Annotated in this window: 24 protein-coding genes; 11 read left to right on the forward strand and 13 right to left on the reverse strand. The window is 67.9% G+C overall.

Features of this window, described 5'->3' with window-relative positions; all coding sequences use genetic code 11:
• Positions 1 to 7: 7 nt before the first annotated feature.
• From J4H86_RS18945 to J4H86_RS18970, 6 genes are all read right to left on the reverse strand, one after another.
• Entirely contained in the window at positions 8 to 1,651 is a 1,644-nt protein-coding gene (locus tag J4H86_RS18945) for a thiamine pyrophosphate-binding protein (RefSeq protein ID WP_236539187.1), read from the reverse strand.
• On the reverse strand, positions 1,632 to 3,128 hold the full coding sequence (locus tag J4H86_RS18950; RefSeq protein WP_236539189.1) for a tripartite tricarboxylate transporter permease: 1,497 nt from the start codon (positions 3,126 to 3,128) through the stop codon (positions 1,632 to 1,634). Before J4H86_RS18950 ends, J4H86_RS18945 begins: the two co-directional genes overlap by 20 nt.
• A gap of 37 nt (positions 3,129 to 3,165) precedes the next feature.
• Positions 3,166 to 3,666: a hypothetical protein gene (locus tag J4H86_RS18955; protein ID WP_236539190.1), complete on the reverse strand. Its 501-nt coding sequence runs from the start codon at positions 3,664 to 3,666 to the stop codon at positions 3,166 to 3,168.
• Positions 3,659 to 4,720, reverse strand: a complete 1,062-nt coding sequence (locus J4H86_RS18960) for a Bug family tripartite tricarboxylate transporter substrate binding protein (protein WP_236539192.1) — start codon at positions 4,718 to 4,720, stop codon at positions 3,659 to 3,661. The genes J4H86_RS18955 and J4H86_RS18960 overlap by 8 nt, the downstream gene beginning before the upstream one ends.
• A gap of 222 nt (positions 4,721 to 4,942) precedes the next feature.
• The gene (locus J4H86_RS18965) at positions 4,943 to 5,248 is read right to left on the reverse strand and encodes a hypothetical protein (RefSeq protein WP_236539193.1); all 306 of its coding nucleotides are present in this window, start codon (positions 5,246 to 5,248) and stop codon (positions 4,943 to 4,945) included.
• A gap of 12 nt (positions 5,249 to 5,260) precedes the next feature.
• Positions 5,261 to 6,004, reverse strand: a complete 744-nt coding sequence (locus tag J4H86_RS18970; RefSeq protein ID WP_236539194.1) for a hypothetical protein — start codon at positions 6,002 to 6,004, stop codon at positions 5,261 to 5,263.
• A 237-nt stretch (positions 6,005 to 6,241) separates the two neighbouring features.
• Between J4H86_RS18970 and J4H86_RS18975 the strand changes: the two genes are divergently transcribed.
• From J4H86_RS18975 to J4H86_RS19000, 6 genes are all read left to right on the forward strand, one after another.
• Positions 6,242 to 6,865 carry a hypothetical protein gene (locus J4H86_RS18975; protein WP_236539195.1) on the forward strand — a complete coding sequence of 208 codons (624 nt, stop codon included), beginning with the start codon at positions 6,242 to 6,244 and terminating at the stop codon, positions 6,863 to 6,865.
• 95 nt (positions 6,866 to 6,960) lie between these two features.
• On the forward strand, positions 6,961 to 7,965 hold the full coding sequence (locus tag J4H86_RS18980) for a zinc-binding dehydrogenase (RefSeq protein WP_236539196.1): 1,005 nt from the start codon (positions 6,961 to 6,963) through the stop codon (positions 7,963 to 7,965).
• 335 nt (positions 7,966 to 8,300) lie between these two features.
• The gene (locus J4H86_RS18985; protein WP_236539197.1) at positions 8,301 to 8,720 is read left to right on the forward strand and encodes a hypothetical protein; all 420 of its coding nucleotides are present in this window, start codon (positions 8,301 to 8,303) and stop codon (positions 8,718 to 8,720) included.
• 217 nt (positions 8,721 to 8,937) lie between these two features.
• Positions 8,938 to 9,408: a DUF2231 domain-containing protein gene (locus tag J4H86_RS18990; protein WP_236539198.1), complete on the forward strand. Its 471-nt coding sequence runs from the start codon at positions 8,938 to 8,940 to the stop codon at positions 9,406 to 9,408.
• 56 nt (positions 9,409 to 9,464) lie between these two features.
• Positions 9,465 to 9,830 carry a cytochrome b5 domain-containing protein gene (locus tag J4H86_RS18995; protein ID WP_236539199.1) on the forward strand — a complete coding sequence of 122 codons (366 nt, stop codon included), beginning with the start codon at positions 9,465 to 9,467 and terminating at the stop codon, positions 9,828 to 9,830.
• A 177-nt stretch (positions 9,831 to 10,007) separates the two neighbouring features.
• Positions 10,008 to 11,918 (forward strand): alpha/beta fold hydrolase, encoded by a 1,911-nt coding sequence (locus tag J4H86_RS19000; RefSeq protein WP_236539200.1) that lies wholly within the window; start codon positions 10,008 to 10,010, stop codon positions 11,916 to 11,918.
• 84 nt (positions 11,919 to 12,002) lie between these two features.
• Here the strand turns inward: J4H86_RS19000 and J4H86_RS19005 are convergent, their stop codons facing one another.
• Positions 12,003 to 12,401, reverse strand: coding sequence for a DUF6463 family protein (locus tag J4H86_RS19005; protein ID WP_236539201.1), 399 nt, complete (start codon positions 12,399 to 12,401; stop codon positions 12,003 to 12,005).
• A 223-nt stretch (positions 12,402 to 12,624) separates the two neighbouring features.
• On the opposite strand from J4H86_RS19005, the gene J4H86_RS19010 reads away from it, so the two are divergent.
• Genes J4H86_RS19010 through J4H86_RS19025 form a run of 4 tightly spaced genes read left to right on the forward strand, consistent with a single transcriptional unit; the run spans position 12,625 to position 16,282 of the window.
• Positions 12,625 to 13,719, forward strand: a complete 1,095-nt coding sequence (locus J4H86_RS19010) for a TetR/AcrR family transcriptional regulator (protein WP_236539203.1) — start codon at positions 12,625 to 12,627, stop codon at positions 13,717 to 13,719.
• A gap of 51 nt (positions 13,720 to 13,770) precedes the next feature.
• Positions 13,771 to 14,421, forward strand: a complete 651-nt coding sequence (locus J4H86_RS19015) for a hypothetical protein (RefSeq protein WP_236539205.1) — start codon at positions 13,771 to 13,773, stop codon at positions 14,419 to 14,421.
• Between the two features lie 2 nt (positions 14,422 to 14,423).
• A complete protein-coding gene (locus tag J4H86_RS19020; protein ID WP_236544089.1) occupies positions 14,424 to 15,029 on the forward strand; it encodes a histidine phosphatase family protein in 606 nt (201 codons plus the stop codon).
• On the forward strand, positions 15,026 to 16,282 hold the full coding sequence (locus tag J4H86_RS19025; protein WP_236539207.1) for a PEP/pyruvate-binding domain-containing protein: 1,257 nt from the start codon (positions 15,026 to 15,028) through the stop codon (positions 16,280 to 16,282). Before J4H86_RS19020 ends, J4H86_RS19025 begins: the two co-directional genes overlap by 4 nt.
• Positions 16,283 to 16,335: 53 nt before the next feature.
• Here J4H86_RS19025 and J4H86_RS19030 read toward each other — a convergent pair whose 3' ends face one another.
• Together J4H86_RS19030 and J4H86_RS19035 are read right to left on the reverse strand one after the other, a co-directional pair.
• Positions 16,336 to 17,235, reverse strand: coding sequence for a macrolide 2'-phosphotransferase (locus J4H86_RS19030; RefSeq protein WP_236539208.1), 900 nt, complete (start codon positions 17,233 to 17,235; stop codon positions 16,336 to 16,338).
• A 302-nt stretch (positions 17,236 to 17,537) separates the two neighbouring features.
• Positions 17,538 to 17,720: a hypothetical protein gene (locus J4H86_RS19035; protein ID WP_236539210.1), complete on the reverse strand. Its 183-nt coding sequence runs from the start codon at positions 17,718 to 17,720 to the stop codon at positions 17,538 to 17,540.
• A gap of 145 nt (positions 17,721 to 17,865) precedes the next feature.
• Between J4H86_RS19035 and J4H86_RS19040 the strand changes: the two genes are divergently transcribed.
• Positions 17,866 to 18,090, forward strand: coding sequence for a DEAD/DEAH box helicase family protein (locus tag J4H86_RS19040; protein WP_236539212.1), 225 nt, complete (start codon positions 17,866 to 17,868; stop codon positions 18,088 to 18,090).
• 125 nt (positions 18,091 to 18,215) lie between these two features.
• Here J4H86_RS19040 and J4H86_RS19045 read toward each other — a convergent pair whose 3' ends face one another.
• The 4 genes from J4H86_RS19045 to J4H86_RS19060 all read right to left on the reverse strand — a co-directional run bounded on the left by J4H86_RS19045 (position 18,216) and on the right by J4H86_RS19060 (position 21,419).
• Positions 18,216 to 19,580, reverse strand: coding sequence for a hypothetical protein (locus J4H86_RS19045; RefSeq protein ID WP_236539213.1), 1,365 nt, complete (start codon positions 19,578 to 19,580; stop codon positions 18,216 to 18,218).
• Positions 19,581 to 19,951: 371 nt separating this feature from the next.
• On the reverse strand, positions 19,952 to 20,587 hold the full coding sequence (locus tag J4H86_RS19050) for a dihydrofolate reductase family protein (RefSeq protein WP_236539214.1): 636 nt from the start codon (positions 20,585 to 20,587) through the stop codon (positions 19,952 to 19,954).
• Complete coding sequence (locus J4H86_RS19055; RefSeq protein WP_236539215.1) at positions 20,587 to 21,075, reverse strand: SRPBCC family protein; 489 nt, start codon at positions 21,073 to 21,075, stop codon at positions 20,587 to 20,589. The genes J4H86_RS19050 and J4H86_RS19055 overlap by 1 nt, the downstream gene beginning before the upstream one ends.
• A complete protein-coding gene (locus tag J4H86_RS19060) occupies positions 21,075 to 21,419 on the reverse strand; it encodes an ArsR/SmtB family transcription factor (RefSeq protein ID WP_236539216.1) in 345 nt (114 codons plus the stop codon). Before J4H86_RS19060 ends, J4H86_RS19055 begins: the two co-directional genes overlap by 1 nt.
• Positions 21,420 to 21,987 lie beyond the last annotated feature (568 nt).

Below are 21,987 nucleotides of genomic sequence, written 5' to 3' on the forward strand. Positions count from 1 at the left end.
GATCCAGTCATCGCGCGGTGTTTCTTTCCGCGGAGTCGACCATGACTTCGATCAATCTCGGGCCGTCAACGGATCGTTGTTCCCGCCACGCCCGTGCGAAGGCGGACTCACTGGTCACGCGGGTGGCGGCGACGCCGTACCCCTCGGCGATCATCGCCAGGTTCGAGTCTCCGAGATCGGTGCACGGGAAGGTCTCCGCCGCGCGGGCTCGGCCCCCGAAATTCTCGAGCGCCAACTTCACGGCCCGGTAGGACCGGTTGTTCAGGACGACCCAGGTGATGGGGAGGTTCTTGGCGACCGCCGTGTGCAGGGCCTGAAGCCCGAACTGGAACACTCCGTCGCTGACGATCGCGTGCACGCGTCCGTCGGTCGCGTGGGCGACCCCGATCGCGGCGCCCATACCCCACCCCAAGGCTCCGCTTCCCGTCGCGTGGAACTGCCGTCCGGGCCGGCGGGGAAGGCCTCGCAGTAGGGTGCCGGTGGCCGTCACCGCGTCGACCACTACAGGGCTCTGATCGGTGGCGTCCTCGGCCATGATCCGGGCGACCGCCCCAACGCTCAGCGCTTCGGTCGACGGCGCGGCCTCCGTACCACCCTGGGGCGCCGGGGAGGTGACCTCGCGCAGCCATGAGGCCCGGGCCGCGGCGGATCGAGGATCCTGATCCACGTTCGAGAGTTCTTTGAGCAGTGCTTCCACGGACTCCACCGGCGCTCCCACGAGTGGCAGCGACGGGGAGATGACGTCGGTCGGATCGCTCGAGACGTGGATGACCGTGTCGCAGGCGTCGAGCATCCCGTTGTCAGCGTCGGGCTCGAGGAAGGGAGGAGTGCCTACGACCAGTGCTGTCGCGCCGGCGAGAACATCTGGTCGCCACGAGAGGACACCGGCGTAGTGCGGGTCGGCGGTGTCGATCGTCTCTCGCTCCAGCTCTCGCCAGGGTGCTTCGAAGAGTGGAGCGTGGAGCAGGCGGCTGATCGCCACGAGATGGTGCGCGGCGGATGTGTCGGCGACTTCGCGGCCAGCGACGAGGACGACCCGCGACGATGCCGCCAGAGCCGCGCTCGCTTCGGCGATCGCGGAATCCGTGGGGCGACACGTGGCCGTATCCCTCGATCCAGTGATGGTCGGGACGGAGGCCAAGGCAGGCCGTGCGAGTAGGTCCTGTGGGAGTTCGAGGTACACCGGACCGGCTGGGTTTCGCTGGAGCCGGAGGAGCGCGGCGCGTAGGTCATCGAGCGCGCTGTCGCGTGACTCCAGAGCGCCAGCCCAGACGGCGAACGGTCGCGCGACGTGAGGCGATCCCGGGGTCTGGGTGAATCCGCGGCGGTTGCGGTTGGCGAGGGGCTTCGTCCCGTTCAGAACCAGGACCCTCGAGTTTCCGACCCGTGCCGCCTCGGCCATCGACAACCCATTGAGCAGGCCGACGTTGGCGTGCAGCAACGCGACCCCAGGATGTCCGGTCGAGCGCGCGTAGCCGTCGGCGGCGGCGACGGCTACTGACTCGTGCGTGGTGAGCACCATCGCGCATTCCGGATGATCCAGCGCGGCGTCGAGGATCGGAACCTCGGTCGTTCCGGGACAGGTGAAGACGACGTCGGCACCCGACCCCCGCACCATGTCGATTACGTCGTCAGCGAGTGTGCGCGACATTGGCTTTCTCCTTCTTCCGTCGTCCGCGTATCCCGGCGAAGGTCAGCGCCGCGACGGCCAATCCGATGATGATGAGCGCTGGTGTCGAGTGGAGGAGGAACGCCGGTCCGTCGATGCTCAGGGCCAACAGGAGATTGCGTTCCAACAGGTCGGCCAGCACGAAGCCGATGATCAGAGTCGCGCGTGAGTACCCGTGCTTCTTCATGAGATAGCCCAGGACACCCAAGGCCAGCACGACCGGGATACTCGCGAAGGAACCGTCCGCCTCGACGACGCCGAAGAGGGCGAAGGCGAGGATGGGGGGAACCAGATAGACCGCCGGAACGAACGTGAGGCGGGCCAAGGGGCGGATGGCCATGACGCACAGCGCCACCCCGATGACGTTGGCGATCACCAGGACGAAGATGACCAGCCACAGGAACGCGACGTTGTCGGTGAGGAGGTCGGGCCCCGGGCGCACGCCGATGATGACCACGCCGGCGAGTACCAGGGCGGTGATCGGGCTCCCCGGGATTCCGAGCGCCAAGGACGGGGCGAGGGACGCGGAGTCGGTCGCGTTGACCGAGGCGTCGGCCGCGATGACTCCCTCGATGCGTCCCTTACCGAACTCCTCCTTGTGCTTGGAGGTCCGTTTCGCGGCTCCGTAGGCCACGAACTGGGAGGACGCCCCGCCGATGCCGGGCAGTAGACCGATCAGTGATCCCAGGGCGCTGCTCTGCAGCACTGTTCTCCAGTTGGCCGCGAGATCGCGGAAGCTGGAACTGAGGGGATAGCGGCGATAGGTCGCGCCTTCGGTGTTCGCGATCGCGCCGCCTCGGGCGATGAGTTCGAGCATCTCGGCGACACCGAACAGGCCGATCGCGACCGCGGCGATGGAGATCCCGTCCCACAGGGACAGTTGGCCGAACGTGTAGCGCAGTGCGCCGGTGGAGCTCTCCTGACCGATGAAGGCGATCAGGAGGCCGAGCCCGCCCGCGGCCAGTCCCTTCACGACGTTGCCGTCGCCGAGGAACGCCAGGAAGGCCAGAGCCAGCAGCGCCAGGATGAACAGTTCCGATGGGCCGATGATCGTGACCAGTGGGTAGGCCAACGGCAGGAAGAGGACCAGGACCACCGATCCGACGACGCCGCCGAGCGCGGAGGAGATGAGTCCGGCGAGAATCGCCCGCCCCGCCTCTCCTCGTTGCGCCATCGGATGCCCGTCGAACAGGGTGGCGATTCCGGCCGGGGAACCGGGTACCGCGAACAGCACCGCGGTGATCGTGTTCCCGGTTCCACTCGTCGCGGCCGCGCCGATGAGGAGCCCAATGGCCGACGCGGGATCCATCGTGTACAGGAACGGAAGGATCAGCGCCAGGACGAGATGCGCGCTCAGGCCAGGGATGATCACCACGACCTGACAGAGGGCCACACCGACGAACATCCACAGGAACGTCTGTGGCGTCAGCATCGCCAAACCGTCGAGAACGCCTTCCATCAGCGAACTCCCTCCCGCGGCGTACGGCGACGCCCGCTCATGAGATCCGTTCCAGGAATACGCCTCGGTAGAGGCTCTCTCCGAGCAAGACCTCGACTATCACGAAGAACACGGCAGTGGTCACCGCCACGATCGGGACCACGAGGCGCCAGGGCTGCCGGCCGCGCACCTGGGCCAGCGCCGCGCCGAACACCCCGAGGCTGGCGACCGCGCCCACGAGGTAGAACAGCGCCGTGAAAGCGCCCAACCAGAGGAACGGGTTCGTTCGGATGGCGATGGCGAGGCTGGACCGGCGCGGCCGGCGGAGGTGGCGCGTCTCGGAGATCACGATGAACAGCGCGAGGGCGGTCATGGGAACGGCGACGGTGATGGGGACGATGCCCGCCCGGTCGGGGAAGGACGTGGCCATGACGGCCGCACCCACCCCGACCACGACGAAACCCAGCGCCAGCGCTACGGCGGAGAAGCCGCGGTTCTTGTCGTCGTCCATGCCGCCCGACTCCGAGGCGGTGGCCGGATCGGTTGTTGTTTCACTCATCGGCGTCGATGAGTTCGAGGTAGCCCGCCGGAGGATCGAGGAGCGCGTCGATCCGGTCGGCCACCTCGTCGCCCGGAACGAACTCCGTCTCCGGGTCCAGCGTGAACCCGCGTTCCTCCATCTCCGCCAACATCTCCTCATCGCTCGCGGCGTTCCAGAACGCTTCCCGCAGTTGTTCGAGAACCGGATCCTCGATCCCGGCGGGGCCGGCGACCGTGAAGAACAAGGAACCCATGTCGATGTGGGTTTCGAGGACCTCCCGCTCAGCGTCGTCGACATCGTCCAGATCGAGCGCGGTGGGAATGTCGGGAAAGTCGGGGTGCGGCTCACGGGCCAAGCGAAGGAGGGGGCGCACCTCGTCGAGCCGCCCGATCTCGTTGAACGTGCGAACCGGACCGATGACGCCCTGGGCGTCGCCCTGCGCCATCGCGGCGAGTCGTTCACCCTGGTCGGCGTAGCCGGTGACGAAGTTCGCGTCCCAGTCCAGGACCTGGACGAGGAGATCCTGACTCGTGTTGCCCAGGGAGCCGATCTCTCCGGAGGCGAAGGTGAAGTCGTCGGAGTCCACCGCCTCCTCCAGCGACTCGATGTCGGAGTCCGAGGACACGAAGAACATGTGGTCGGCGTCGGCGAAATTGCCGACGTACGACAACTCGGTCAGGTCGAAGGTGACCTGTTCGACTTCCTGCATCTGGGCGATGGCCATGGAGCCCATCTGCCACAGGATGAGCGTGGAGCCGTCGGGGTCACTGCGGGCGAGGTCGGACATCGCGATCATGCCGCTGGCGCCGGGCTGGTTCTCAACCGCGACCGTCGTCCCGAGTTCCTCCTCCAGGCGAGGAGTGATCGCGCGAGCGAACGTATCGAACGAGGAGCCCGGTGGGACGGGGACCAGCAAGGTGACACGGTCGGGCAAGGCGTCCTCGCCCTCGCCACCACGGCTGGCACACCCACCGAGGGCGAGAACGGTGGCGACCACGAGAGCACCAGCGCGGACCGCTGTTCGCGAGCGGTGGATCATGAGTTCCTCCTTCAGCATTGCGTAGTTGATCATGCCTCTGTGAGGGAAAACTCAGGATCACTTTGCCGTGGAGCGGCAAGAATTCTGTGATCATGGTCGCGCCTATCGCGCGCCAGGGCCCGTGGAGCTGGGAATCGTAGCAGGTCAGAAGGGGTTTGGCCATGTCAGGGGGAGTGGCCGTAGCGTGCGGGAAGCGTCCTGACCGCTCGCCGGCGCGGTGGAGCTTCGGCGCCGCCCGGGTGTGACCTCCTCACCTCACATCCCCATGACGTATCCGCCGTCCCGGTCGTAGGTGAGCAGGCGGAGGTCGATCGCCGTAGCGACCAGTCGTGGGCAGACCTCCTTGATGTCCCGTGCTGGAACGCGAACCGCGATACCGAGTCGGGAATACAGCGGTTCGTCCTGGGAACGGTTGAGCGGGAGTATCTCGGCCTGGGGGATGTCCTCACCGACTCCGCGGACGAACTCCCGGAGCGGTGGCGCCAGGACACCCAGGGGCACGGGGTGATCGTCGGTACGGATCCGTTGGTAGTACTCCTCGGCCTCGGTCGGGTTGGGCACGCGCGCCGCGTGCTAGAACGCCAGGTCGACCGTTGGCGGGGCCAGGGGCTGCCAGTCGAAGACGGACTTCCAGCGTTGGTCCCCGGTCACGTAGTCCTGGAACGCCCGCGCCATCGCGCCGAAGTCGGAGACGAGGACGCGGAAGTGCCGGTCCTCGCTTCCCTCCCGGAACTCCAGCCCGTAGACCCCGTCGTCGAGGCCGCCGGCCGGCTCCCCCACGCCGACCTGCATGAACCAGCCGGGTTCGTGCTCCAGGATGGCGAACCAGTTCCGTTCGGTGACCTGCCCCAGCAGCGCGGGAAGCGCCCCGGGGTGGGGGTTGTTGACGACGCCGCCGTCGCGGAACTCCAACCGTGGGCCGTCGGAGGCCACGATCTCCGGTGGGTTGTGGATCTCCCCCTGTCGCGGGTCGAAGCACACGAGTCCGTGTCGCAGTGCCATCTCGACGATCACCGGGGCGACGGCCGTGGCGTGGGCGAAGCCCATGGTCATGACGGCGAAGAGACCATGCTCGTGCCGGGGTGTCATGCTCCAGGGCGAGGCTTCCACCGCTTGCGTCCCCAGCTCCTCCAGCGGGGGATAGACCCCCATCAACTCACGATGGAACCGGTCCACCCGCGCGTCCGCGACGATCGAGAGCTCCGCCCAGTCCGGATCGCCCACTCTCTGGTCGTCGCACAGCCAACGGTGCGTACGCAGCGCTCGCGCCGCCGTGACCGGCTGGTTCTCCCGCCACACACAGAGATCGAAACTCAACGTCCGCACTCCAGGGTCGGTCAGCTCACCGGACGCACATGAGACGGCCCTGGGTCGGTGGGGGATCCGCGCCGAGCGAGGAAACGGGCGCGGGGATCCACAGCGCGCGTTCGGGATCCGGACTCCTTGACCGCACGCGGTCAGGCACGGCCCGACGTGCCACCGCCATCGACCTCCGTGGCGTCCCATCACTCAACGTCGCGGTTGAGGTGCGTGGAGCCAAGGGGAGGCGGAGACATGAGCTACTACGGCGCTGCCCAGCCAGAGGTTCGACCATACCGGTTCTGGTACTGGGTGGGGGCGGCCCTGATCGCGCTGGGGTTCCTGGGTGGAGCCACCAGTTGTGGGGTGGGCTTCGTGCGGATGGTCAGTCTGCCGGAGTTCGTCGCCGAGTTCCCCTCGGGCGACCAGGTCGAGTTCGAGGTGACGGAGGTCGCCGACCCGGACCGGGCGTGGGTGCTGTACGTGGACCAAGAGCACGTCAGCACCTCAGAGGTCGACTGCGCGGTCACTGGCCCGGGCAGTCAGCCCCAGCTCGAGGAAACCTCGTTCGAGCACTACTACGGCTCGGGCACCACCTACTGGGAACGCCTCGGAGTGATACGGACGACCGCCCCCGGCACCTACACCGTCACCTGTGACAGCGATCGCGAACTCGGCTACGGGCTCGCCTACGGCGACAGTGACTCGGCGGCCGTGAAGGGGATGGGCGCGGTGGCGCTCTCCACCGGGGCGACCTTCCTGCTCGGTGCGGTCAGCGGGCTGGTGACCATCCTCGTCACGCTCGCACGCAGGCGACGGCACCTTCAGCGGGGGCCCGTACCCACGTTCCGGGCGGGACCGCCGCCGTACTACGGGTAGGGAACCCGACCGATCGCCCTTCTTGACTTCAAGTTAAGTGGAACTCCTATCGTGCGGAGGGATCACGCCAGCGACGATCGAGAGGGGCGGCACCCATGCGTGTAGTACGTGCCAAGGAGTTCGGTGGACCTGAGGTACTCGAACTGACGGAGGCACCCGATCCGGTCCCGGCCTCGGGGGAGGTCGTCGTGGACGTCGCCGCGGCCGAGGTCCTGCTCCTCGACGTCCAACTACGCAAGGGCTGGGGGCAGGACTACTTCACGCTGAACCCTCCCTACGTTCCCGGCGCCGGGGTGGCCGGCGTCGTGTCGGGGGTGGGTGCGGGGGTCGACACGACCTGGATCGGGAGTCGGGTCGCCGCACCCCTCTCGGTGGCCGGCGAGTACGCCGGAGGTGGGTACGCCGAGAAAGCGGTCGTCGACGTGGACCACCTCGTCCCCGTCCCCGACAACGTGGAGCTGGTGGAATCGGTCACCGCCCTGTCCGACGGTGTCATGGGGGTGAGCCGGATCGAACGGGCCCGCATTGGCCCCGGTGACGTCGTGCTCATCACCGCCGCCGCGGGAGGGATCGCCGTCTGGCTGATCCCGGAGGCGGTCCGCGCGGGCGCCCGAGTGATCGCGGCCGCCGGAGGAGAGGCCAAGCTGCGCGCGGCGGCGGACCTGGGCGCGCACGTCACCGTCGACTACACCCGTCCCGACTGGGTCGACCAGGTCAGGGTCGCACTCGCCGGCGAGACGTTGGCCGTCGTGTTCGACGGCAGCGGCGGCGCGGTTGGAGAGGCCGCCATGCGGTTCACCGGAGCCGGCACGCGCTACTTCGCCTACGGCTCGGCGGGCGGAGAGTTCGCCGACATCGAAGGCGAGGCACGACGGCGCGGCGTCGAGCTCTTCGGGTTCGACGAGGACTTCGAACTCCGTGACCAGCGCCGATGGCGCCGTACCGCCTTCACGTGGCTGTCCGAGGGGCGAATCACTCCGCTGATCGGCCAGGTCGTCCCGCTGTCCCAGGCGGCCCAGGCACACACCGCGATCGAGGCCCGGAAGGTGGTGGGCAAGACCGTGCTCGTTCCGGACGCGGCGCCTCCACGACCGCGGTAGGCCCGCGAGCACCGTGGCGTGGCAGCGGCTTCGTCGCCACAATGGTCGGGACCGAGAAACGCGCGACGGCGCCAAGCCCACCGCCCGTCCAGCCGAACCCACGCTCCGTCAGTGGGAACTCCCCACCAACGTCGATGATCGTATGGCTGTGACCAGCGTGTTTCTTTCCTGATGGGGCTATCGGTTCCTCCGAGGAAACTCCGTCAGGACCGGAACACTATTCTCATTCCATGAATCTTCCCGCGAAGAATTCCCCTCCCGGCCCAGGGCAGCCGAAACCATTCGCTATCGGTGACGCTGTGTTCGCAGGGTTGATGATGTGTATTCCGCTGGGCATGATCGTCGTGCCCGTCGGCATCATGATGGAGATGTGGTGGCTGATCGTCATCACACCTCCCGCGGCCATCGGCGCGGCAGCGCTGACCATGCTGATCACCAGGGCGGTCGGAGGTAACCAGGCCATCCGCCGGGGCTTGGGTGTCGCCGCCTCGACGCTGGGTACCGCCGTCGGGCTCTTCGTCGTGTGGTTCGGCGTGTCCTCGTTCCTGAACGCCGACACCTGCGACCCTCAGATCGCCCGCTGTGTCGTCGTCATCAACGGCGTGATGAGCGGAGAAAGCACCGAATCGGTCCGAGGCCAGCTCTTCAGCGCCTTCATGCTGTCCTTGGCGTTCATACTCCCCGGCCTACTCCTCATCGGCTTCTGCGTTCGGACCATCGTGAAGACCTTCCGGTCGAAGACGGCGGCGAACTGACGCGAGGGGGCGAACGTCACACGCGGTTCTCGCCCCGGACAAGGCTTCGACCAGGCGCGGGCTCGGGGCCGGGCCGTCGGCCTTGGCGTGCCCTCGGACGCGGCGGCCCGATGGCGGGGGGACCGTTGGTCCAGCGCTCGTGGCTTCGGTGGCTGGGCGTGGTCGCTGCGCGGGTCACCGCCGCGCCGTCGAACGGCTACTCTCCACGCGTGGAGACATGAGTCGAGATCACGAGAGAAAGGCCCAGATGGACCTTCCGCCGCACCCCCTCGTCGTCCACGTGCCGGTGGTCCTGATTCCCGTCTCCGCCGCGCTGCTCGTCCTCGCCGTGGCCATCCGGCCACTTCGGGAGTCCCTCGCCCCCGTATCCGTCGTTCTCTCGGCTCTCGGCGCCGCGGGTGCGACGGCCGCGTTTCTGACCGGAGAACAGCTCACGAATCAGCTCGGGGCTCGGCCCGAGCACGAACAGTGGGGCCTGCCCACGGTCGTCTCCGCTGTGGCCCTGACCCTGGTCGCGTTGGCGTGGACCAGCGCCTGGTGGCGGCGGCGTGGCACGAGTCAGCGGGACACGGTGGTCACCACGCTCCTCGCGGTGGGTACCGTCGTCTTGGCCCTCACGGCCTCCACGTTCACGGTGTTGGCGGGGCACTCGGGAGCCGAGGAGACGTGGGGCTTCCTGGCCGCGTAGCCGTGGGCCAACAAGACACTTTCGTGGGGATCGTGCCCCGTCAAGGAGCCGTAGTGATGCGTAAGAGGCTGACCGTCGTTGCCGCCGCGGTGCTGCTCGTGGCCGCGTGCGGTACGGAGGGAGCGGATCAGGAGACGCCGGACACGGACGGGAGTGAGGCCAACGCGCCCGACTCCGATCCCGAGAACACGGAACTCACGCTGGAGGCCGTGGAAGCCAATGACTCGGAGGAGTCCTGCTGGACCGTGATCGACGGCGTCGTCTACGACCTCACCGACTGGATCTCCCAGCACCCCGGCGGCGCGAACCGAATTCTCGGGCTGTGCGGTACTGACGGGACAGAGCGGTTCGAAGGCCAACACGGAGACAACCCCGGCCCGACCAACCAGCTCCAGGAGTTCGAACTCGGCCCGGTGGAGTGACCTGAGCTCCGAGTGGTGAGCCGGGCCTTGGGACGCTGGCGCGTCGGGTTCGGGCGAGTGGCCAAGGCCTCGGGGTTATCTCAGCAACATGCTGGGACTACCTCTTTCGGTGGAGGTGGGGCGGGAGACGGTCGACTAGGTTCGGCCCTTCGACGTCGCCTGACGAGAGGCCGCCCCATGCCTGACCGAAGTCGATCGCCCTACCGGTCCGAGCGGACGACGAGGTGGCGACGCCGCGGTGCCGTCATCGCCATGATGGCGTTCTCCGCCGCCGGTATCAGTGTCCCGGCGTGGTCGGACTCGGGGCCCGACACCGAGCGGCCGGCCCACGAATGCGCTGACGCCACCGAGGAGTGCGTCGGGGTCATCGAGGTCCCCAAGGACTGGAACGACCCCGAAGGGGACACCATCGAGGTCCCCTTCGCCTTCGTCCCGGCCTCCGGCGAAGGAGAGGCGCGGGGCACCATCCTCGCCAATGAGGGAGGTCCGTTCGCGCAACTTGTGGGAGTGGAGTCGGTGACCGAGGTACTCGGTCCGGTGTTGGAGGAGCGGAACCTGCTCATGGTGGAGATGCGCGGGTTCGGTGACGCGGCCCCGTTGGACTGCGGAGAGTACGACATCCTGGTCCCGGACTCGATCGCTGAATGCGCCGAGGAGCTCGCCGAGGACGCCCCCTACTTCACGATGGCGCAGGCGGTCCATGACCACGACGCCGTCAGGTCAGCGCTGGGCATCGACACGCTGACCCTGTTCGGCAACTCCTACGGGACCATGGTCATGCAGTCCTACATCTCGCACTACCCACAGCGCGTCGACGCGATGATGCTCGATGGCGTCCTGAACATCACCGACGACGGCTACACCGACACACTGAATCGCTTCTTGCACCAGCAGGCGGCTCTGGAAGGCCTGGCGGAGGTCTGCTCTTTCTCCGATGCCTGCGACGATCTTCCGGGGGAGCCCGCCGACCGGCTGACCGAGGTCGTCGAGCAGCTACGGGAGGAGGGCGCCACCGAGGACCTATTCACCCTGTCAGCACCTGTGATCAACAGTCAGAACATGCCCGATCTTGGCCGTGAAACCAACGCCGCGCTCGCCGCACGGCTGGACGGCGACCCCGCGCCGCTGCAGCGGACACTGGTGGAGTATGCCATCCCAGAGGGCAGCATGGACAGGGCGCCAGACCCCGCGTTCCTGAGCTACAACTGCAGCGACGGTGAATTCCCCTTCGATCGCGACGCCTCCCGGGAGGAGCGCCGCGCGCAGCTCGACGACTTCTACGAGACAGAGCAGCCCTTCGCGCCGTTCACCGTGGAGGAGACGATCGTGGGACAGCTAGGGGTCAGCGAGGCCGACTGGTGCGTGAACTGGCCCGCTGGCGATGGCCCGCCGGTCGACGTTCAGGCCGACGTGCCGGACGTCCCCGTCCTCATCACCAGCGGCGGCCGCGACACCGGGACCCCGACGTCTGGTGCCCGGCGTACCGCCGAACGCTTCCCCGGGGCCACGCTGATCGTCATGCCCTACGAGGGCCATGGGAACGTGTACCCGTCCGGCATTGAGGAGCTGGACTGCCCGACCCACCAAGCCCGGGACTTCCTCAGCGACCCTGAAACACCGGCCGCGGACCACGGCTGCGACGACCCCCCGTACCTCGCCCAGGGGGCCTTCCCGGAGACGGTCTCCGACCTCGGCGACCTGGACGTCGCTGATCTCTCCGGTCAGGAGGCGCGGGCGGTCCACGTGTCCTTCGCCACCGCGTCCGACGCCGCGGTCCGCCGCCACCCCGCCGCCTGGCGGGCCCTAGAGCTCGCGGAGACCACGGGGATCCGTGGCGGCGAGATCACCTTCGACGACGACACGGCCACGATCGGGCTCGACTCCGTTCGCTACGTGGAAGACGCCGCCGCGACCGGCGAGGTCTCACACACCCCGACCGGCGACGTCGACGCCGACATCACCCTGGACACGGGTGACGCCACCCACGAGGTGACCCTCTCCTGGTCCCAGATGTTCGCGGGAGAGACCACCGACGTCTCCGGCAGCATCGACGGCACCCCGTTCACAGCCACGATCCCCGCACCCTGACCACCGGCCGTCCCAGCCCCGCCCCACCCGCTCGGCCAGGGCGGGGCTCTTGGGAGAACACGCGTGCGGTCGCCGCTGGTGCGTCTATCGGCGGGGGCGTCTGCCGCGACGGAGGGCGGCGGCTCCGATCGCCAGAACCGCCCAGAAGCCGCTGGCCGGCATCGCGGCGGAGCCGACGGCGCCGATGGCGGTGAGGGCGGCGCCGGCGTCGCGTTGGGCGTCGAGGTCACCGGCCTTCTCGGCGGACCGCAGGAGGTGGCCGCAGAGCATGAACATCGAACCGCAGGTGACGAACCAGAACGCCGTGGCCCTGTCGCCGAAGTCCGGGACAGCGTTGACGAACCCACGCCGCGCGATGTCCCCGAGAGCGTCCCGGTAGAGGACCGCGCCGTAGACGATGTGGGCGGCGCCGACCAGTCGCAACGCGCCACTGGGCGCACCGAAGGCCCGCCAGCGGACCAGGCGGGAGAGGCGTTGGTTCACTACGCGTCCTCCTGTCAGCCGACGGCGGGCACCAACCGCCCGGACGGCCGGGCCCGACACCAGACGTGGCACCTGTCTTCAACGTAGTGCTACCCGGCCGGGGAGGACCGGCCGGGATCTGGCGACGTTCTTGCCGTAGGTCCGCTCCGACGGAAATTCACATGATGACAACATTCGGATGTTCTGAGTATCGTGATCGGGTCATTGTGAGGGAGGAGCGGTCGTGGTTCGACTGACGCGGGTTGAGCGACAAGCGCGCACACGCGCGGCGGTACTGGCGGCCGCGCGGCAGGAGTTCGTCGAATGGGGATATGGGTCCGCCCACGTCGATCGGATCGCCGAGCGGGCCGAGCTGACGCGTGGCGGGGTCTACTCGAACTTCCCGAGCAAACGCGCTCTGTACCTGGCGGTGCTCGTCGGCCTCGTCGAGGGCGCCGGCGTCCCGTCGGTCACCGAGCCGCCGCGTTCGGTGTCTGAGGCACTTGGGGCGTTCGCCACCGCGTGGTTGGAGCGTCTCCCCCTGGGCGACGACACGGGAGACGGTCGTCTGCGCCTGCGTTCCGTCTCGCCCGTCATCGAGGACGACCGCGACCGTCAGGTGCTCGCCCAGCTCGCGCGTTTGGAAGCGCTGCTGCTCGCGCTCGGGCTGGAAGCGTGTGAACGACACGACCCGAAGCCGCGCCGGGTGCGCGTGGCCGAACTCGCCATGGCCATGCTCACCGGGTCGAGTCTTCTGGCCGAGGTGGCGCCCGGTTTCGGCGACCCCTTCGACCGAACCGTGGCCGTGCGGCACCTGGCGGCGCTCGAGCTGGCGGATACCTGGGAACCCGCCCACCTGCCCCACGTCGCGCCGGCCACGGTGTGTCAGGACGTGTGGGCACCCCCGACCTCGGCGGTGGATCACATCAGCGGAACCAGGGTGGACCTCGACGCGGACGGCCTCGTCGTCGTCCTTGGGCCGGCACGTCTCGAGGCGGTGGAGGAAGCGGTCCGCTCCGCTCGTGGCGCGGAACCCGTCACGGTCGCCATCGTCACCAGCGACCCGATCGAGACGGGCGACCTCGTGCGGCTCCGCGTCAGTGACGTGATCTCGTGCGCCCGCCGCGTGTTCCCAGCCCAGACCTGGGCACCCCTGAGGCTGGTCATCGACGACGCGGCTCGGATCGCCACGGCTCTCGGCGTGGCGGCCATCGACGACCAGGTCGAAGCGGCGGCGCGTATCCGCGGGGGCGCCATCGTCGCCCGGGCGGAGGGCTATGGAGCCGCCCACGCCGCGGCGACCACCGACCAGGACGCGCGAGGGAAGCCGGCGAGATGACGCCTCCGCCCCCTCGTCCTGTGCCACCAACGACCTCTCGAGGCGAACACGATGAGTACTGATCACTCCACCCTCCCGGCGGCGTGGGAGTCCCGGGACGAGTCGCACCTGCTGCGCGCGGTGCGGCTCGCCGGATTCGCCGACACCGAGGCGGTCGCCGACCGTTGCGACCGCCCAGCCAGCGTCGTCGGTGACGCGCTGCGCGGCCTCGAAGGGCGTCGCCTGATCGAGCGCATGACCTTCGCCGACGCGGGTGGATGGATACTCACGGAAGCGGGGAAGGCCCGTGACCTCTCGTTGGTCCAGGAAGAGCTCGCGGTCTCCGGAGCGCGGTCCGTGCTCCAAGCCACGGCCGACGTCTTCGAAAGCACGGTCAATCACCGCCTCGTCCGGACGATCACCGAGTGGCAGTTGCGCCCACCCACGGGCCAGGAGGACGGGACGGAGGAGGTCCTACGGCGACTGACGGACGTGGCCGAGACTCTACGGGACCTCATGGCCGACCTCGTCGACGCGCTGCCTCGGTTCGGTCGCTACCCCCGGCAGTTCTCGGCGGCCCTGGCCAAGGCGCGCGAGGGCGACGACCAGTGGGTGGCCGGCGTGGGCCGGCTCTCCTGCCACGTGGTGTGGGCCGAACTCCATGAGGACCTGCTGTCCAGTCTTGGTCGGGGCCGCTCCGCGGAGCCCCGAGGAGGTCGGTGACCATGCCCACCCGCACCGTCTACCTCGCGCGGCACGGGTCGGCCGACGCGTGGGGCCGGTTGACCGACGAGGGCCGCGAACAGTCCCGGTTGCTCGGCCAGCGGCTCGCGCGGCTGCCCATCGACGTAGTGTGGCACTCCCCGTTGCCCCGGGCGGTGGACAGCGCCCGGATCATCGCGGCGGAGATGGGCCGCGTACTGGTCGACGAGGCCGCGGAACTCGTCGACCATGTCCCCTTCGTCCCCTCCAGCGACGACATCTCCGCCTCCTGGCTGGGGTTCTTCGACGGCTACGACCGCGCCGAGGCCGACGCCGGCCGAAGGACGGCGGACGGGCTGGCGGCCCGGTTCGGCGCACCAACCCGGCGTGCGCGGCGCCCCACCCACGAGGTGGCGGTGACGCACGCCTACCCGATCGCGTGGATGGTGCGCGACGCGCTCGGCGCCCCACCGGCACGATGGATGGCACTGGCCGGTATCGCCAACACGGGGCTCACGGTCGTCGAACACGCCGATGGGGAACCTCCCGCGGTGGTGATGGTCAACGACATGTCCCACCTCCCGACCGAACTACGGTGGACGGGCTTCACGGGTGGGAGACCGCTGTGAACGTCGTGGACCTCGCCGACGCCGATCCCGCGACCGCTGGCGGCAAGGCCGCGCCGCTGGCCGAACTGACGCGGGCCGGCTTCGACGTGCCGCGAGGCTTCGTGGTGCCGGCCGGCGTGTACCGAGCCGCGGCGGCGGCGCTCGGTATCGCCGAACTCTCCGTCGATCACGCCGCCGAGGCCCGGGCGCGCGTTCGCGACTTCCGGCTCCCGAACGAGGTCGTCGACGACGTCTCCCTGGCGCTGGAGCGCCTGACCGACGGGGCGACGACCGACCGTGTCGCCGTTCGTTCGTCCTCGATCACGGAGGACGGACGGGAGGCGTCCGCCGCGGGCCAGCACGACAGCGTCCTCGCCGTGCGCGGAGCGGAGCGGGTGTGCGAAGCGATCCTCGAGTGCTGGGCGTCGCTGTGGACGAAGCGGGCTGTCGGCTACCGGGCGCGACAGGCCAGCCGGGACCCGGACCCGAACGCGTTCGCCACGGCGGTACTGGTGCAACGGTTCGTCGACGCCGACGTCTCGGGAGTCATGTTCACCGGAGCCGCCAGCGTGATCGAAGCGTCATGGGGAGTGGGAGAGCCGATCGTCGCCGGCCAGGTCACCCCCGACTCCTGGCGAGTCGGGGACTCCGGGATTCTTGAGCGCCGGCCCGGCGTCAAGACCGAGCGCGCCGATCGAGACGACGCCCGTCTCGTCACCCGACCCGTAGTCGTTCCGGAACGGACCCGGTTGTCCCTCACCGACGCCGAGGTCCTGCGACTCCGGGCCCTCGGAGACCAGGTCTCCACCACTCTGGGCGGACCCCGGGACATCGAATGGGCCAGCACGGCGGATACCACCTGGCTCCTTCAGGCCCGACCCGTGACCGTGCCCGTGCCGGATTCCACGGCGCGGCCCCACCAGCCCGCCGGCCCCACCGCCCTCACCGGAGTGCCGGCCAGCCCAGGAACCGCGTCCGGACCAGTGCGCGTCGTGCGTGGACCCGCCGACTTTCCGAGGGTGCGCCCCGGCGACGTTCTCGTCTGCCGTGCGACGGACCCGGCGTGGACACCCCTGTTCATGGTGGCTTCGGCCGTGGTGACCGAGACGGGCGGGGTGCTCTCCCACGCGGCCATCGTCGCCCGGGAGGTCGGGATACCCGCCGTCTTGGCCGTCCCTGAAGCGACCCAACTCCTCACCACCTCGTCCACCGCCACCGTCGACGGCCACACCGGCGAAGTGACGACGGATTCCCAGGCCCCGGGGGCGGTGTAGTGGCACTTTCTCCGCCCGCGGCGGCGCGGGTGGTGCGGACTCGCTCCCGTCGGTCAGGTCTCTGGGTTCAGCATCGTGGCCGCGGTCGCCATGTCCGCCTCGGTGCGGGTTGTCAGGGCGTAGAGGGCGAAGCCGATGGGGGAGGCCTCCCACAGGTGGCGGGCTTGGGCGGCCAGGCCGGAGTGGACGTGTCCGCCGGCCTCCGCGTAGGCGTCCAGGGTGACCCCCAGCATCTTCTCGCCCGCGGCACCGTACTGCGCGGACAGGTCCCGGGCCGGGTCGTCCACGCGCGCGGTCGTCCAGTCCAGGACACCCGTGATCGCGCCGTCGTCGGCGAGCAGGACGTGCGCGGGGTAGATCTCCCCGTGGGTCATGACGGTCCGCTCCGGCCAGCAGAGGTCGTCGGCCAACCACGCCTCCCACGCTTCCGACAGGGCGGGCGCGACGGTGAACTCCGAGCCAACCCGCGCGATGTCGTCACGCCACGCCTGCCGCACCCGCTCCGGCGTACGGACCTCGACCCCGGCGGCCTCGGCCCGCTCAGGCGTGACGGCGTGCAGGCGCGCCAACAGACGCCCAAGGCGGGCGGCGTAGTCCGGGCAGGCGGGGTCCATGTGCCACACGGGCTCCCCGGCGTCGGTGAGGGTCAGGCCAGGGGCACCATGCAGGGCCGGATAGGCGACCAACTCCGCCGTACGAACCCGCCAGTCCGGCACCGCGACCCCATCAGCGGCCAGAACCGGACCCACCAAGTCAAGGACCCGCACCTCTGCGGCCATACCGTCCCCAACATCCCCCCGACGCGGCACCCGCAACACCCACCGGCGCCCACCCTCGTCAGCGGCCATGACGACCCGATAGTCCAAGCCGGCCTCGATCAACACGGCGCCCTCGACGGACAGGTGGAGGCCGCGGGCGGCGGCCAGAGCGATGACGTCCTCGATCGTGTTCACGAGACAACGCTCTCACCCACACGGGGCTGGAGGCGATCCGATGCTGAGGGGGTTGGGATACCGTCTCCGAGAACACGAACAATCCAAAGTCGGACCAATCCGACTTCCGAGGCGAGCTGAGTACGAGGGGTATGCCAGAAAGAGCGCGGGCGCGGCGCGATCAGCGGGTGGTTTCCAGGACCTCCACCGGCCCAACGCCGGAGTGCGGAATGTCGGAATCCGCCCACACCTACGCCACTTCATTCCCCGCTCCTCCTGCGGTCAATCTCTATTCGTCCTCGAAACGCGGCACAGTCCGAGTTTCAATTGGAGGCGGCGGCGAGCCGGAGGTGAACCGGGCCCTGCTGCATTCCCTGATGAGGGATCACGGTTTCGAGATTGACATAGACGATTGTGTCGCGAAGTTCGAGGCGCAACTCGCGGAACTGGCTGACCCGCACGATCAGATGCGTGTGGTCTTCGCCAATCTGAGCGCGGTCGCTCAAGGTAACGGGACTGAGCTGAGTTGGACGAGTCGCCCGTCATCGGCCTATTCAGCTACGAGAAGTTCGCCATGGTCGAGGATCTCCAATCCCCGACACCACTCATCGCCTCTCACGGTCTCGTGGCGGCTCTCACGGGATATGAGTCGTGATCGAAATTGTGTGCGCACAACAGGCGACCTCGGGCGCCGCCGATCTGGACGAGGAGCCACCATGGGACGAATTCCTCGTGTGGGACTCCGATTCCTCGCAACATTTCGCTATTCTCGCTTCACTGGGTCGGCGCAATGTAAGGATCGAGGGGTCACCGGGCACACGAAAAAGTCAGACAATCACGAACATGATCGAGGAAGTGGCCGCCAAAGAAATGTGAGTGCTATTTGTCGCCGAGAAACGAGCCGCGATCGAGGCGGTTCCCGGGGGGATCCGGGCCTATTGTTCCGCCACCGCGCCGGGAGGCGAATCGACTCCCTCGGCGGATCCTGACAAGGGAAGGGCTCACCAGAGACGTTGCTGTCCGGAGGTCGGGCGGATGCGGGTCGGACCGCGGCTGCGGTTTCGCGCCTGGCGGGCGTTCGCGGTCTCGCCACCCCGTTCCGCGGCCATGACCACCCCATGCCCCTGGGAGACCCGTTGGGTCACCAGTGCACGCAGTTGCTCGACGGTAGTGCCGACCGTGCCGATGAGCCCTTCCTTCACCAGGTCGATAAACCGGCTGTTGTCCAGGTAGCGCGGCACGACTCCATAACCGAGTCTCCGTCCACCCCGAATTCCTTCAGTGCAAGGATGTTCCAGCAGTAGCCGCACGTAAGAGACAGGAAGGTACATTCCCCGTCCAGCGCCTTGGGAGCGCCCTGCGCCATCGGGCGTCCACTCGACGAGCTTGAGTAGACAGGGATCAGAGCCGACGCGCCAGTCTTCCGGACCCCGGGGAGCACAGCTGAGCGTGCTGATGTACTCAAGGCGATCGAGCTGCCTACGCAGTTGCTGGTTGACGAGGATGTCTCGCTCCGGCCCGAGCTTCTTGTACTGGACCAGGGTGAAACTGCGGGAGTTCTCGTGGTAGTAGATCAAGTCCGCGCCCAGCCGTCCTTCCACGGGGGTCGCATTGACGTTGGTAATCTCCAGCCGCCGGTCACCATCGGTGACCACGGTGATGTCATGCCGCTCGAGCCGGTTGGAATCGCGGTACCAACCCTCAGGAATCAGGGACCGAGCGTCGTGTTCGATCATGCTCTGTTCGGTCGGGTCGGTGATTAGCCCTGACAGGTATGGTGCCCCGTCGGTTGGCCGTCGCCAGGCGTTGATCGGTGTGGAGGGCAGATCCGCGATACGCATTGCCACGCGCAGCGCATCGCGCTCCATCCACCAGAGTTGTTCGACAAAGGAGTCGCCCTCAATACGATCCGGGTCGAGGAGTCCGCCGAGCCACTCGAGGAGTCTGGCAAGCGACGGATCGGCTCGACGCAGTGCGGCGAGAACGTCATCGCCCGCCTTCGGGGACAACGGAGCCGCACCCATTCGCAGGGCACGGGTGAGTTCGTCGTGCGTCGCCTCGTCCAGGTCAATGTCAGTGGAGGTGAAGGGGGCAGTCACTTCCCGAAGCGCTTCCGCCTTCACCCGTCGCCCGATTGTGGCGACCTTCTCGCCGCGAGCGCGGGACACGACCCCCATAGCGTGCAGGTGGTACCGGTCGGCATCTCCGTCTGTATCGGGGACGAAAACGAGGGCGACCTGGCTCTGCGACGAGGCTGGGGGCGCGGCCGAGGGGACGGTGGCCGTGAGAAATCGACTATGCCTGATCCGCAGGATGGTATCGCGCTGTTCCCACTCTTCCGCGGGAAGGGCGAAGACGTAGGGCACCTTCGGTAGCGTACTCACACGCCCACTGCCCCACAACACTCGCTCGCTGAGGGCTTACCAACCTGTTCGCCGGCGTCGGAGGGCCCATACTCCATTCGGAGAGCCGCCGGTGGTGTCGATCCCTCGGAGTGAATGGCAGGGTCAGTCAAACGAATGTGTCGTGGCTCTCGGAGCATCGGATGGAGCGCGGGACCGTTTGACAGGCACTCGTCCGGTAACCGGCAGAAGCCGTGTGTTTCGTACAGGCGCACGTTGCGAGGGGAGCTTGCCTCTACCTCGTGGTCGCGTCCGATTCAGGTGATTGGGCACCGGACGCGGCCGTGTCCGATGCCCAATTGTTTGGAGGCCCTGTGGACTGGCTGGTGGTGTGTTCAGATTGGCGCTCTGCGGCCTTGGACGGTGTAGGTCAGGTGGGTGGCGTGTGGTGTTGAGGACTCCGAGCTGACCTGTTTCAGGGCGACACGACTGTCGTCCACGCCTTCGAAGAGTCGGACGCCCTTTCCGAACAGGACTGGTGCGAGGGCGATCGTGAATTCGTCGATCAGGCCGGCGTTGAGGCACTGCACGATCGTCTCGCCGCCGCCGGAGACGCGGACGTCCTGCTCTCCGGCGGCGGCGCGCGCCCGCTCGATCGCCGCCTCGATTCCGTCGTTGACGAAGTGGAACGTGGTCCCGCCCAGACGTTCCCACGGCTCGCGCGTCTCATGCGTGACGACGAAGACCGGGCTGTGGAAGGGCGGCTCGTCGGGCCAGGAGCGCTCGCCGGCGTCGAACATCCGCTTGCCCATCACGTTCGCTCCGGTGCGCTCGAACGTCGCTCGGACGATGTCGTTGTCGCGGCCCTCCTCGCCCCTGCCGCCCAACTTGAGACTGTCTCGGAAGTAGCGCAGCCGAAACGCCCACGCTTGCAGCTCCATCCACTGCTTTCCCATCAGCGCTTCCGGGGACTCGGGCGCGATGAACCCGTCCAACGACATCGACACACTGAAGAACACCGTGCCGGCCATCAGTTCTCAACTCCGTTCCGCGGGGCATCGGCGACGTAGGCGGCGAGGTTGTCAAGCGTTTGCCTGCCGCCCTCGATCGCACCGTGCTTCTCGATCGCCTTGTCGCGTAGTTCCTTGGTGGGGAAGACGGTGAGCATCTCGATTTTGGTCGTGTCTCCGTCCGCCGTGAACGTGAGGACCGACTCGAACGCGTCCGGGTCGTCGCGGTGCTCGCCGTGGAGCATCGCGATCCGCTCGGGCGGAGTGATCTCGGTCCAGGTGATCCACTCGGGGTAGTCGGTGCCGTCCGGGCCTCGCATCGTGAAGTCCCAGACTCCGCCGACGCGGAACTCGAACGCCCGCGTCGTGGTCGTGAACCCCTCCGGACCCCACCAGCGGGCGAGATGCCGTACTGCCGTGAACGCTTCGAACACCAACTCCCGTGGTGCGTCGATGGCGCGGGAGATCACGATCTCTCGATCTCGTGTATCTCGTCTCGTGCTACTCATCAGCTTTCCCTCGTGTGTTCCTGCTTCAGGTCCTGCACGTATGCGTCCAGACGGTCGAAGCTCTCGTTCCAGAACCGCTCGAACCCGCCCGTCCACTCGTGGACCGAGCGCAGCCCCCGGGCATCGAGGCGGTAGAGACGTTGCTTGCCCTGTTGACGGTCTTGTACCAGTCCGACCTGCCGGAGCACTCGCAGATGCTTCGACGTACCCGCCTGCGCCAAGCCCAAGTCGTGCGCCAGATCGTTCACCGCGCGTTCGCCAGCACGCAGCAGCATCAGAATCTCCCTGCGCTGCGGCTCCGCGATCGCATTGAAAACGTCCGACGTCGTTGCTGCTCGTGCCATGACACCAACATATATCCATATAGGAATACGTCAACGGCCACACTGGACTTCCTCCGCGGCAATGCGTGGCCAAAAGAAGGATGGGGTAAGGCCCGGGTGGGCTGACCCTGTCTACATCCATCGCGTCGGATGGGCGGTGGCCTGCGATGGAGTCGTCCCGTTGGTCCCGTTGCACAACCATCGTTGCGGTGATTCTTCTGGCCGCGATCGACGGGGTGGTCGCAGGTTATGCACGCGTGGCCGTTGGTCTCGCCGATGGGTGGCGGGTGCGGGCTGGGCGGCGTTTCTATCGTGACTAGACGAGCCTTGTGCACCACCCGGTGCTCGTCAGGGTGGTGGCGAGCCCGCGTAGGCACCGCCTCAGATCGCTGGCCTCGCTGAAAGCACGGTCACTGGTTGCACCGGTCAGGGTTGCTTGCTCCGTGCTCGATGATGTTACGAATCCAGAAGTCTTGGAGCTCGGCGCAGTCGAAGTGCGGTGCAACAGCTCCTATGAGCGTGTTCGCCAACGCTGGTCTACCTTGCCTTCCGCCGGGCTGAAGTGTGTCCGGGAAACCAGTGCTCAACA

It is taken from the genome of Spiractinospora alimapuensis (assembly GCF_018437505.1).
Lineage (GTDB): Bacteria > Actinomycetota > Actinomycetes > Streptosporangiales > Streptosporangiaceae > Spiractinospora > Spiractinospora alimapuensis.

Excerpts from the sequence above, each read along its gene's own strand:
- J4H86_RS19015 (WP_236539205.1), top strand. The coding sequence starts at position 13,771 with ATGAGTACTGATCACTCCACCCTCCCGGCGGCGTGGGAGTCCCGGGAC.
- J4H86_RS18985 (WP_236539197.1), top strand. The coding sequence starts at position 8,301 with ATGATCGTCGTGCCCGTCGGCATCATGATGGAGATGTGGTGGCTGATC.
- J4H86_RS18960 (WP_236539192.1), bottom strand. The coding sequence starts at position 4,720 with ATGATCAACTACGCAATGCTGAAGGAGGAACTCATGATCCACCGCTCG.
- J4H86_RS18980 (WP_236539196.1), top strand. The coding sequence starts at position 6,961 with ATGCGTGTAGTACGTGCCAAGGAGTTCGGTGGACCTGAGGTACTCGAA.
- J4H86_RS19055 (WP_236539215.1), bottom strand. The coding sequence starts at position 21,075 with ATGAGTAGCACGAGACGAGATACACGAGATCGAGAGATCGTGATCTCC.
- J4H86_RS18990 (WP_236539198.1), top strand. The coding sequence starts at position 8,938 with ATGAGTCGAGATCACGAGAGAAAGGCCCAGATGGACCTTCCGCCGCAC.
- J4H86_RS19050 (WP_236539214.1), bottom strand. The coding sequence starts at position 20,587 with ATGGCCGGCACGGTGTTCTTCAGTGTGTCGATGTCGTTGGACGGGTTC.
- J4H86_RS19020 (WP_236544089.1), top strand. The coding sequence starts at position 14,424 with ATGCCCACCCGCACCGTCTACCTCGCGCGGCACGGGTCGGCCGACGCG.
- J4H86_RS18975 (WP_236539195.1), top strand. The coding sequence starts at position 6,242 with ATGAGCTACTACGGCGCTGCCCAGCCAGAGGTTCGACCATACCGGTTC.
- J4H86_RS19060 (WP_236539216.1), bottom strand. The coding sequence starts at position 21,419 with ATGGCACGAGCAGCAACGACGTCGGACGTTTTCAATGCGATCGCGGAG.
- J4H86_RS18995 (WP_236539199.1), top strand. The coding sequence starts at position 9,465 with ATGCGTAAGAGGCTGACCGTCGTTGCCGCCGCGGTGCTGCTCGTGGCC.
- J4H86_RS18950 (WP_236539189.1), bottom strand. The coding sequence starts at position 3,128 with ATGGAAGGCGTTCTCGACGGTTTGGCGATGCTGACGCCACAGACGTTC.
- J4H86_RS18945 (WP_236539187.1), bottom strand. The coding sequence starts at position 1,651 with ATGTCGCGCACACTCGCTGACGACGTAATCGACATGGTGCGGGGGTCG.
- J4H86_RS19000 (WP_236539200.1), top strand. The coding sequence starts at position 10,008 with ATGCCTGACCGAAGTCGATCGCCCTACCGGTCCGAGCGGACGACGAGG.
- J4H86_RS18955 (WP_236539190.1), bottom strand. The coding sequence starts at position 3,666 with ATGAGTGAAACAACAACCGATCCGGCCACCGCCTCGGAGTCGGGCGGC.